The sequence below is a fragment of the Allobosea sp. RIT-PG3_2 genome (genome assembly GCF_057321085.1).
The window spans coordinates 951,532-961,602 of sequence record NZ_JBXWCA010000001.1 but is presented as its reverse complement, the minus strand read 5'-3'; the positions used below and the strand labels follow the sequence as shown (position 1 = coordinate 961,602).

The 10,071-nt window shown below is 66.2% G+C and carries 11 protein-coding genes; 7 read left to right on the top strand and 4 right to left on the bottom strand.

Annotated features, from left to right (window positions below):
* Positions 1 to 57: 57 nt before the first annotated feature.
* A complete protein-coding gene (locus AC2FAN_RS04355) occupies positions 58 to 1,008 on the top strand; it encodes a phosphoribosylaminoimidazolesuccinocarboxamide synthase (protein ID WP_485172833.1) in 951 nt (316 codons plus the stop codon).
* Between the two features lie 134 nt (positions 1,009 to 1,142).
* Here AC2FAN_RS04355 and AC2FAN_RS04350 read toward each other — a convergent pair whose 3' ends face one another.
* Both AC2FAN_RS04350 and AC2FAN_RS04345 read right to left on the bottom strand, forming a co-directional pair.
* The gene (locus tag AC2FAN_RS04350) at positions 1,143 to 1,643 is read right to left on the bottom strand and encodes a MarR family winged helix-turn-helix transcriptional regulator (protein WP_485172832.1); all 501 of its coding nucleotides are present in this window, start codon (positions 1,641 to 1,643) and stop codon (positions 1,143 to 1,145) included.
* 19 nt (positions 1,644 to 1,662) lie between these two features.
* Positions 1,663 to 2,748 (bottom strand): TRAP transporter substrate-binding protein, encoded by a 1,086-nt coding sequence (locus AC2FAN_RS04345; RefSeq protein WP_265052633.1) that lies wholly within the window; start codon positions 2,746 to 2,748, stop codon positions 1,663 to 1,665.
* A 62-nt stretch (positions 2,749 to 2,810) separates the two neighbouring features.
* On the opposite strand from AC2FAN_RS04345, the gene AC2FAN_RS04340 reads away from it, so the two are divergent.
* From AC2FAN_RS04340 to AC2FAN_RS04330, 3 genes are all read left to right on the top strand, one after another.
* Entirely contained in the window at positions 2,811 to 3,821 is a 1,011-nt protein-coding gene (locus AC2FAN_RS04340; protein ID WP_485172831.1) for a fumarylacetoacetate hydrolase family protein, read from the top strand.
* A gap of 8 nt (positions 3,822 to 3,829) precedes the next feature.
* A complete protein-coding gene (locus AC2FAN_RS04335; RefSeq protein WP_265052635.1) occupies positions 3,830 to 4,408 on the top strand; it encodes a DinB family protein in 579 nt (192 codons plus the stop codon).
* A gap of 94 nt (positions 4,409 to 4,502) precedes the next feature.
* Positions 4,503 to 5,036, top strand: coding sequence for a hypothetical protein (locus AC2FAN_RS04330; RefSeq protein ID WP_485172830.1), 534 nt, complete (start codon positions 4,503 to 4,505; stop codon positions 5,034 to 5,036).
* Here the strand turns inward: AC2FAN_RS04330 and AC2FAN_RS04325 are convergent.
* The gene (locus AC2FAN_RS04325; RefSeq protein ID WP_485172829.1) at positions 5,017 to 5,568 is read right to left on the bottom strand and encodes a GNAT family N-acetyltransferase; all 552 of its coding nucleotides are present in this window, start codon (positions 5,566 to 5,568) and stop codon (positions 5,017 to 5,019) included. The genes AC2FAN_RS04330 and AC2FAN_RS04325 overlap by 20 nt on opposite strands.
* A 130-nt stretch (positions 5,569 to 5,698) precedes the next feature.
* Here AC2FAN_RS04325 and AC2FAN_RS04320 point away from each other — a divergent pair, with 130 nt between their 5' ends.
* Complete coding sequence (locus AC2FAN_RS04320) at positions 5,699 to 6,214, top strand: CreA family protein (RefSeq protein WP_485172828.1); 516 nt, start codon at positions 5,699 to 5,701, stop codon at positions 6,212 to 6,214.
* A 12-nt stretch (positions 6,215 to 6,226) separates the two neighbouring features.
* Here the strand turns inward: AC2FAN_RS04320 and AC2FAN_RS04315 are convergent, their stop codons facing one another.
* Positions 6,227 to 6,556, bottom strand: coding sequence for a hypothetical protein (locus AC2FAN_RS04315; RefSeq protein ID WP_265052638.1), 330 nt, complete (start codon positions 6,554 to 6,556; stop codon positions 6,227 to 6,229).
* A gap of 329 nt (positions 6,557 to 6,885) precedes the next feature.
* Here AC2FAN_RS04315 and cysS point away from each other — a divergent pair, with 329 nt between their 5' ends.
* Positions 6,886 to 8,349 (top strand): cysteine--tRNA ligase, encoded by a 1,464-nt coding sequence (cysS, locus tag AC2FAN_RS04310; RefSeq protein WP_485172827.1) that lies wholly within the window; start codon positions 6,886 to 6,888, stop codon positions 8,347 to 8,349.
* 103 nt (positions 8,350 to 8,452) lie between these two features.
* The gene (cimA, locus tag AC2FAN_RS04305) at positions 8,453 to 10,051 is read left to right on the top strand and encodes a citramalate synthase (RefSeq protein WP_265052640.1); all 1,599 of its coding nucleotides are present in this window, start codon (positions 8,453 to 8,455) and stop codon (positions 10,049 to 10,051) included.
* Positions 10,052 to 10,071: the final 20 nt, after the last annotated feature.

Sequence of the window (10,071 nt, the reverse complement as noted above, 5' to 3'; positions counted from 1 at the left end):
CCTGAACGGCGCTGCCGGCGCCCGTCCTCGTGTTCCGCCAATGAGGCAAGCCCGCCCATGTCCGACTATCTGCCTCTTCACGAAGCCGTCATCCCCGAGCTGCCGAACTACTATCGCGGCAAGGTCCGCGAGAACTACGATCTCCCGGGCGAGCGTCGCATCCTGATCTCGACCGATCGGCTCTCCGCCTTCGACCGTGCGATCGCCTCGATTCCCCTGAAGGGCCAGGTCCTGACCCAGACGGCGCGCTACTGGTTCGAGCAGACCGCCGATATCTGCCCCAACCATGTGCTGGAATATCCGGATCCGAATGTCGTGGTCGGCAGGCGCCTCGAGATCCTGCCCGTCGAGATCGTGGTCCGCGGCTATCTGGCCGGCACGACCGGCACCTCGATCCTGACGCTCTACAAGCAGGGCCAGCGCGAGATGTACGGCATCACCCTGCCGGACGGCCTGCGCGACAATCAGGAATTGCCGCAGCCGATCATCACGCCGACGAGCAAGGCCTTCGACGGCGGGCATGACGAGCCGCTGTCGCAGCGCCAGATCGTCGAGGGCGGGCTGCTGACGCAGGAGCAGTGGGACACGGTTTCAGGCTACGCGCTCGCGCTCTTCGCGCGCGGCCAGAAGCTCGCCCGCGAGCGTGGCCTGATCCTCGCCGACACCAAATACGAGTTCGGCACGGATGCCGAGGGGCGCATCATCCTGGCCGACGAGATCCATACGCCGGATTCGAGCCGCTATTGGTTCGCCGAAAGCTTCCCGGCCCGCTTCGCTGCCGGCGAGAAGCCCGAATCCTTCGACAAGGATTTCGTCCGCAACTGGGTCGTGGCCCGCTGTGACCCCTACAAGGAAGAGCTGCCGCCGATCCCGCAGGAGCTGATCGACCAGACCTCGGCGGTTTATGTCCGCGCCTACGAGACGATCACGGGGACGGCTTTCGCTTATCCCCCGAAGGGCGAAGACCCGTTGCCGCGGATCAGGAAGAATCTCGCCCGGTATTTTTGAGGGCGCGGCGGGAATGCGCGCCGTTCTCGGGCTTGACCCGAGAATCTCAGCCGAGAGCGGCGAGGAGCCTCGGCGTCACGAGATGCTCGGGTCAAGCCCGAGCATGACGGCGCCCACGTGGTTCATCGCAGCCGCTACGCCCCGTCCTCGTCACGATAGTTGCCGGCGAGGTGGCGGCCGCGCTCTGTCAGCGTCGAGAGCACGCGCTCGAACACCTTGAGCTCGTCGGGCGCGATGCCCTCGAGCCAGCGCGCCTCGAAGCCGAGCGCCAGCGGCACGATCTGGTTGTAGATGCGTCGGCCGGCGGCAGTCAGCGTCGCGAAGGATTCGCGCCGGTCCTGCCGGTTCTCCGCACGCGAGACGAGGCCGCGTTTCTCCAGCTCGGTGACCGCGCGCGAGACCTTGGTCTTATGCATCTGGGCGAGCTCGCCGATGTCGCGCGAGGTCAGCTTGCCGAACTCGCCGAGCTGCGCCACCACCCGCCATTCCGGGATGCCGATGCCGAAATGCTCGCCATAGATGCGCCCGAGCGCGCGGCCGCCCAGCGTGCCCACGACGTTGAGGCGATAGGGCAGGAAGCGCTCCAGATGGAGCGCCTGGTTTTCCGGCTCGGATGCTGGCGGTTTCGTTGTCATGGCGGTGAGCAGGCGCGCCTCAGCGCGCCTTCAGCCTGTTCATGAACGAGTCGTAGGACAGCTCCGCGACTTGCCACCAGAGCAGGTTCTCGCCACGGAAGGCGACCATCGAATCGTAGCCCTTCTTGAAGTCCGGGCTCTTGGCGCTGGTTTCGGCGTAATACTCCTCGGCCGCCTTGAGCGCCGCTTCCATGACCGGCAGCGGGAAGCCGCGCAGCTGCGCGCCCTGCGAGACCAGCCGGCGCAGGCCGCCGGGGTTCACGAAGTCGTACTTCGCCAGCATCCAGTTGTTGGCCGCTTCGCAGGCGTTCTGGACGATGGCCTGGTAGTGCTTCGGCAGCTTGGCCCAGGCATCCTTGCCGATGATCAGGTGCAGCATCGCGCCGCCCTCCCACCAGCCGGGGTAGTAGTAATATTTCGCGACGCGGATGAAGCCGAGCTTCTCGTCGTCATAGGGGCCGACGAACTCGGCCGCGTCGATCGTGCCGCGCTCCAGCGCCGGATAGACGTCGCCGGGCGCGATCTGCGTCGGCACCACGCCGAGCTTGGCGAGAACCGCGCCGCCCATGCCGCCGATGCGGAACTTCAGCCCCTTGAGGTCGTCGAGACCAGTGAGTTCCTTGCGGAAGAAGCCGCCCATCTGGCAGCCGGAATTGCCGCAGGGGATCGAATAGGCATTGAAGCGGTCGAGCACGCCGTTCACGATCTGCTCGCCGCCGCCGAAATACCACCAGCTATGCTGCTGGCGGGCATTGAGGCCGAAGGGGATGCCGGTGCCGAGCCCGAGCGTCGGGTCCTTGCCGATGTAGAAATAGGTGGGGGAATGCGCGCATTCGACCGTGCCGGAGGAGACGGCATCGAGCGCCTGCAGGCCGGGCACGATCTCGCCGGGTGCGAAGACCTGGATGTCGAACTTGCCGTCGGTCGCCTCGGATACGTATTTCGAGAACTGCTGCGCGGTGCCGAAGATCGTGTCGAGCGACTTCGGGAAGCTCGAGGTCAACCGCCATTTCACCTCGGGCTGGGACTGCGCGATCGCCGGCATCGCGACCGAAGTCGCCGCGGCGGCGAGCGCCCCCGTTTTCAAAAAGCTGCGACGTTCCATATGGTCTCCTCCCGAAGGCTTGTTGCGTCCTTATTGGCGCGTCCGCGAAGGAATGAAAAGAGATGAAGCTTGCCTCGCTCTCGCATGGCCGTGATGGCCGCCTCGTCGTCGTCTCGCGGGACCTGACGCGGGCGACCGACGCCTTTCCCGTCGTCGCGACCTTGCAGGCGGCACTGGACGACTGGGGGCGCCATGCTCCGCGTCTGGCAGACCTTGCCGAGAGTCTGGAGCACGGCTCGGTGCCGTCCTTCCGCTTTCATGAGCACCATTGCGCGGCGCCGCTGCCGCGCGCCTATCAGTGGCTCGACGGCTCGGCCTATGTGAACCACGTCGATCTCGTCCGGAAGGCGCGCGGCGCGGCCATGCCGGAGAGCTTCTGGACCGACCCATTGATGTACCAGGGTGGCAGCGACGTCACGCTCGGCCCGCGCCAGCCGGTGCTGGCACGCAGCGAGGAGGACGGCATCGATTTCGAGGCCGAGATCGCGGTCGTGACCGGTGATGTGCCGATGGGTGCGAGCCGCGCCGAGGCGCTCGGGCACATCCGGCTCATCATGCTCGCAAACGATGTGAGCCTGCGGAATCGGATTCCCGGCGAATTGGCGAAAGGCTTTGGATTCGTTCAGTCAAAGCCGTCCTCGGCCTTCTCGCCGGTCGCGGTCACGCCGGACGAACTCGGCTCCTCCTGGCAGGACGGCAAGCTCGGCCTGCCGCTGCTGGCGCAGGTCAACGGCACGCTCTTCGGCAAGCCCGATGCCGGTGTCGACATGACCTTCGATTTCGGCACGCTCGTCGCCCACGCCGCCGCGACGCGGCGCCTCTCGGCCGGGACGATCATCGGCTCCGGCACGGTTTCGAATCGCGATTCCGATGGCGGCCCCGGCCGGCCAGCGGCGGAGGGCGGGCTGGGCTATGCCTGCATCGCCGAGCAGCGCATGGTCGAGACGATTCACCAGGGCGAGCCGAAGACGCCGTTCCTGCGCTTCGGCGACACGGTCCGCATCGAGATGAAGGATGCCGCCGGGCATTCGATCTTCGGCGCGATCGAACAGGAGATCCTGCCTCATGTCTAAGCCGCGCGATGTCTGAGAGCGCGGGCCGCCATGGGCCGTTGAGCGCCCATTTCCGCAAGATGGCGCATAACAACGCCTGGGCGAACTGGCGGCTGCTCTCGGCCTGCATGCGGCTCGGCGACGAGGCGTTCACGGCGACGCGCACGAGCTTCTTCCCCTCGCTGCATGAGACGCTGAACCACAACCTGATGGTCGATCTCTATTACATCGACGCGCTCGAACGCGGCGGGCTTGGCCGGCAGGTGTTCGAGCGCTTCCGACCCTTCGACTTGAGCGGGCTGTTCCAGGCGCAGACCGTGGCCGACCGCCGCCTGATCGCCGTCTGCGACGGGTTCACGGACGCCACTTTCAGCTCCACCGTCGCCACCGACCGCGGCGAGCATGGCGCGATCGAGGAGCGGATCGACGACCTGCTGGCGCATCTCTTCCAGCATCAGATCCACCATCGTGGCCAGGCCCATGCGATGCTGGCCGGCACCGAAGTCCCTCCGCCGCAGCTCGACGAGTATTTCCTGCTGTTCGACTCGCAGCAGACGCGCGTCGAGCTGCGCCGCCTCGACCTGCTTCCACCGGAAGAGTTGCTCTGAGCCGGGAAGGCGGGCTTGCCGTGCTTGGCGGCGGCCCGCGCGCCGGATAACCTGATCCGGAAGCGCCGATGTCTGCCGCGAGAGCCGAGATGCCATGACCGAGACCGTGCCGTTCTTTTCGACCACCATACCGCTCGCCTTCTTCATCTGGGGCCCGGTGCTGGTGGTGGTGCTGTTCTGGGCGGTCGGCTTCTGGTCGAACCGGCAGGGCGTGCCGCGCATGCTGGAGAGCGACTGGGATGGCTACAACGTCGCCGATGTCGAGAAGCTGTTCTCGCTCTATGGCGAGAAAATTCGCGCCCGCTACCGCAACCGCGTGCTGCCGGCCGATGTCGCCTGCGCCTTCACCTATGCGATCGTCGGCGCGCTGCTGATCGTCGGGCTCGGCATGCGCGGGCAGCCCTGGTGGGTGGCGGCGCTCTGCGGCGGGGGCTGGCTGCTCGGTGGGCTCTGCGATGTCGCCGAGAACTTCGCTGTGGCGCGCCTGCTCGACCGTTACCCCCAGGTCGATGGCGGCAATGTCGCCTTCGCCAGCGCGATGACGCGGCTGAAGCTCGTCCTCTTCGCGCTCGGCGTCGTCGGCGCGCTCGTCGCGGCCTATCTCGTCTTCAAGCCTCTGGCGAGCTGAGCTTCAACCAATCGCCAAGCGTGAGCTTGAGACGGGCGGCAGGCACCGCCGGTTCGCCGATGAGGATATCGGGGTCGGACGGCTCGGCTTCGAAGCCGAGCCGCTCCGCCAGACGCAGCGAGGCGCTGTTGAGCGGATGGGTCGTGATGGCGATCGCCGGGAAACCGAGCGTGCCGAACGCATGGTGCAGCAGGCATATCGCTGCTTCCCCGGCATAGCCCTTGCCCCAGTGGCGCACTTCGAAGCGATAGCTGAGCTGGACATCGTCCACGGGCTCGCCATCCGGAATGAGGCCGACATAGCCGGTGAACTCGGCCGGGTCCGCCCTGGCGAAGACCGACCAGTAGCCGAGCCCCTGCGCGACATGGCTGAAGCTGCGTGCCGCCACCGCGTCTCGCCCCATCGCCGGATCGCCGATAGCCGCGATATGGCGCATCACCTGCGGATCGGCGTTCATGCGGGCGATAGTATCGATGTCGTCGAGCCGGCGCGGGCGCAGCAGCAGTCTCTCGCTTTCCAGTTCTGGCAGCACGAAGCGATCCTTCTCGATGAGGCGACAGCGCACACCCTCAGAACTCTGGTGCAGCAGAACTCTGGTGCAGTGCCTGCGGGCTTCCCATATCCTGCCGGGCGCCGAGCTGGAACGCGCCGGGAGAATGGGAATGCTGCTTCGTCGTTGGGTCCTGGCCGTGCTGGCCCTCACCCTATCAGGAATGATGCTGTCGCCGGCCACGGCGCAGGAGGATCTGATCTTCCGCAAGTCGACGGTCTGGAAGATGCTGACCCCGAACGACAAGCTCGCCGTCTACGGCGTCGACGATCCGATCATCGATGGCGTCGCCTGCCACTACACCGTGCCCGAGAAGGGCGGCGTTTCCGGCATGTTCGGCGTGGCCGAGGAAGTTTCCGAGGTCTCGCTCGCCTGCCGCCAGGTCGGCCCGATCAAGTTCAAGGAGAAGGCGGAGCAGGGCGATGTCGTCTTCCGCGAGCGCCGCTCGCTGGTCTGGAAGAAGATGCAGATCGTGCGCGGCTGCGACGCCAAGCGCAACGTGCTGGTCTATCTGGTCTATACCGACAAGCTGATCGACGGCTCGCCGCAGAACTCGACCTCGACCGTGCCGATCATGCCCTGGGGCGCATCCGGCGAACCGCCGAAATGCTCGGAGTGGATCAAGTGAGCGGAAGGGCGATCAATCGCTGCAGGTGATGCTGAGCGGCTGCTCGGCCACCTGCGTCGGGCTCGGCCGCGCGACCGTGCCCGTGAAATCCTCGCGGTCGGCGACGCCGAAGGCGACCGCCTTGCCGAAGCCCTGGGATTCGCACCAGGCGGTGGCGACGATCTTGCCGCATTCCGCCTTGGTGGAGATGCAGTCGGCGACGCCGTAGCCGTCGCTGGCCGGGATCAGGAAGGTGCGCGGCTCGTTGGCGGCGGCCACCGAGCGGCTGGACGGCATCACCGAGAGCGAGATGCCGGCGGCAACGATCCCCAGCAGTCCGACGAAGGCCACGGCGCGGCGCATGAATTGAGTTTCCTGGTGACGACCGGCGGAGAACCCGCGAATCGGGATGATGGTTCCGGCCGGTTAAATTTGAATGAAGCGCGGCAACCTTGGTGCAATGCTGCATTGCAGCAATCGGCCGCCCTCTTGACGGAAAGCTTGCGGAAAGGCAATCAGTTCTTCCCATGACGCGAGCCGCCATCAACAGCCCTTGCATTATTTGCCGCTAGCTTTCGCTGGCCGGCTGCTCACGTCCTCGTCCTGAAAACGAACCGACAAAAGCGCCCCGGCCAGCGGCCAGGTCGTTTTTTGCTTTTCGCCGTTTCGTTCGTTTTCAGGATTTAGCCCCGATGTCGCCGACCCTGAGGCTCTACAACACGCTGACGCGGACGAAGCAGGACTTCGCGCCGATCGATCCGTCGAATGTGCGGATGTATGTCTGCGGCCCGACGGTCTACGACTACGCCCATATCGGCAATGCCCGCCCGGTCATCGTCTTCGACGTGCTCTACCGGCTGCTGCGGCACATCTATGGGCCGGATCACGTCACCTATGCCCGCAACCTCACGGACGTCGACGACAAGATCAATGCGCGCGCCGCCCGCGATTTCCCCGGCCTGCCGCTGAACGAGGCGATCGCGAAGGTCACCGAGACCACGACGGCGCAGTTCCACGCCGATGTGGATGGGCTCGGCAACCTGCGCCCAACGAGCGAGCCACGGGCGACCGAGCATATCGAGGAGATGAAGGCGATCATCGAGCGCCTGATCGCGCGCGGCGTCGCCTATGTCGCCGAAGAGCATGTGCTGTTCCATGTGCCCGCGGTCTCCCATCTGACGAAGGCGCCGAAATACGGCACGCTCGCCCGCCGCTCGCTCGACGAGATGCTGGCCGGCGCGCGGGTGGACGTCGCGCCCTACAAGCGCGACTCGATGGATTTTGTGCTGTGGAAGCCGAGCCGTGATGGCATCGACCCCGGCTGGCCGTCCCCGGCCGGCATCGCCACGCCCGGCCGCCCCGGCTGGCATATCGAGTGCTCGGCCATGTCGATGGCGAAGCTGCTGACGCCCTTCGGCGGCGGGCTTGCTTGCGACGACCCGGCCAAGAACGTCTTCGACATCCATGGTGGCGGCATCGATCTCGTCTTCCCGCACCACGAGAACGAGATCGCCCAGTCCTGCTGCGCCTTCGGCGGCGGGGAGGGCTCAGCCCGCATGGCCAATATCTGGATGCATAACGGCTTCCTGCAGGTCGAAGGCGAGAAGATGTCGAAGTCCCTCGGCAACTTCGTCACCATCAACGAACTGCTGGCGACCGAGACCTTCGGCGGCCGGGCATGGCCGGGCGAAGTGCTGCGCCTCGCGATGTTGAAGACGCATTACCGCCAGCCGATCGATTGGACGGTGAGGGCGTTGGAGGAGGCGGAGCGGACCTTGCAGGACTGGGCCGAGATGGCACAGGACACCGAGGCGTCCAAGCCCTCTGAGGAACTGCTCGATGCACTGGCCGATGATCTCAACACGGCCCGTGTTCTCGCTGAGCTCCATGCGCTACGTAAGGCTGACGACCTGCCGGCGTTGCTGGCTGGACTTGATCTGCTCGGCATCCGATTGCCGGAGGTGGCGGCTGTCAGCACTGCCGTCGCATCGGAGGTCGAGGGGCTGATCGCCGCTCGCCTCGAAGCCCGCCGCGCGAAGAACTTCGCCGAATCCGATCGCATCCGCGACGAACTTGCCGTCATGGGCATCGCGCTGAAGGACGGTAAGGAAGCCACAACTGGCGAGCCGACGACCACCTGGGAGGTGAAGCGATGAGCCCGAAGATCCGCCCTGCCGGCTCGCTTTCCTTCGCCATCAAGCTGGTCATGCTGGCGATGGTCGTGCCGCGCGTCGTTCGCTTCAAGCTCCGGCGCGAGCGATGACGGGCGCTCGCGTCCAGCTCTTCGACACGACGCTGCGCGACGGCGCCCAGACCACCGGCGTCGATTTCTCGCTCGACGACAAGCGCGCCGTCGCCGCCCTGCTCGATCGGCTTGGCGTCGATTATGTCGAGGGCGGCTATCCCGGCGCCAACCCGCTCGATACCGCCTTCTTCGAGCACAAGCCGACGAAGCAGGCGAAGTTCGCCGCCTTCGGCATGACCAAGCGGGCAGGGCGCTCGGCGGCGAACGACCCCGGCATCGCGGCGCTGCTGGAGGCGAAGGCCGACGCCATCGTCTTCGTCGCCAAGAGTTGGGACTACCACGTCCATGTCGCGCTCGAGATCTCGCTGGAGGAGAACCTCGCCGGCATCCGCGAGAGCGTGGAGGCGGCGAAGGCGGCCGGCCGCGAGGTGATGCTCGACTGCGAGCATTTCTTCGATGGCTACAAGGCCAATCCCGATTATGCGCTCGCCTGCGCCCGCACGGCCTATGAGGCCGGCGCCCGCTGGGTCGTGCTCTGCGACACCAATGGCGGCACGCTGCCGGACGAGGTCGGCGCCATCGTCCGCGAGGTGACGAACACCGTGCCGGGCGACAATCTCGGTATCCACGCGCATGATGATTGCGGCTGCGCCGTCGCCAATTCGCTGGCGGCCATCGAGGCCGGCGCACGCCAGATCCAGGGCACGCTCAACGGCTTGGGAGAGCGCTGCGGCAACGCCAATCTCGTCACGCTGATCGGCGCGCTGAAGCTGAAGGAGCGCTATCGCGACCGTTTTGAACTCGGCGTCAGCGATGCGCAGCTCGCCGACCTCGCCCATGTCTCGCGCGCCCTCGACGAGATGCTGAACCGGGCGCCGAATCGCCACGCGCCCTTCGTTGGCGCCTCGGCCTTCGCCACCAAGGCTGGCATCCACGCCTCGGCGGTGCTGAAGGACCCGCGCACCTACGAGCATGTCGCCCCCGAGGCGACCGGCAACACCCGGAAGGTCCTGGTTTCCGATCAGGGCGGCAAGTCGAACCTCGTCGCCGAACTCGAGCGCATCGGCGTCACGCTCGGCCGCGACGACCCGCGACTGAACCGGGTGCTGCAGGAGGTCAAGGACAAGGAGGCACAAGGCTACGCCTTCGAGGGAGCCGATGCCTCGTTCTTCCTGCTGGTGAAGCGCATCCTCGGCGAGGTGCCGGATTATTTCGCGGTCGAGCGCTTCGCGGTAAATGTCGAGCGCCGCTACAATGCGCTGGGCGAGCTCGTCACCTTTTCCGAGGCGATCGTGAAGGTGAAGGTCGGTGACGACGTGCTGATCTCGGCCGCCGAAGGCGATGCCGGCCCGGTCAATGCGCTCGACATCGCCCTGCGCAAGGATCTCGGCCGCTACCAGTCGCTGATCGGGGGCCTGCGCCTCGTCGACTACAAGGTCCGTATCTTCCAGGGTGGTACCGATGCAGTCACCCGCGTGCTGATTGAATCTGGCGACGAGACGGGCGAGCGCTGGACCACGGTCGGCGTCAGCGCCAACATCATCGACGCCTCGTTTCAGGCGCTGGTCGACTCGATCACCTATAAGCTGGTGAAGGCCGGCGCCACGGCGTGAGGCGCCGAAACGTCATGCCC